Raw genomic sequence first — 284 nt, 5'->3', positions numbered from 1 at the left:
GCAGCACCGAATGCCTTGACCATAACGACCCCTATTGAGGTTGATGGCCGGATCAATGCTGTAGAAGATGGCAGTGTATTGATCACCGGCTCCGGGGCAGAAGCCAATGCCAGTGTCAGTGTAACCATCAGCGATGGCGGGAATAACCAATCGCGCACTGTGACGGCCGATGGCTCTGGGGCATGGACTATCAGTGGTAGTGAGTTTGATGTCAGCAGCTTTAATAATGGCACACTCACCCTCAGCGCCACACAAAGTGATGCGGCGGGTAACACCTCCAGTGC

Annotated in this window: 1 protein-coding gene; it reads left to right on the top strand. The window is 54.6% G+C overall.

Going from position 1 to position 284, the window contains the following annotated elements; all coding sequences use genetic code 11:
* A partial coding sequence (locus H5187_RS24180) for an Ig-like domain-containing protein (RefSeq protein ID WP_220493337.1) occupies nt 1-284 on the top strand: 284 nt, incomplete at both ends.

The organism is Pseudoalteromonas sp. SG44-1 (assembly GCF_014164315.1).
GTDB lineage: Bacteria > Pseudomonadota > Gammaproteobacteria > Enterobacterales > Alteromonadaceae > Pseudoalteromonas > Pseudoalteromonas rhizosphaerae.
Note: the sequence above shows the minus strand (reverse complement) of the source record. Positions and strands in the feature narration are given on the sequence as shown.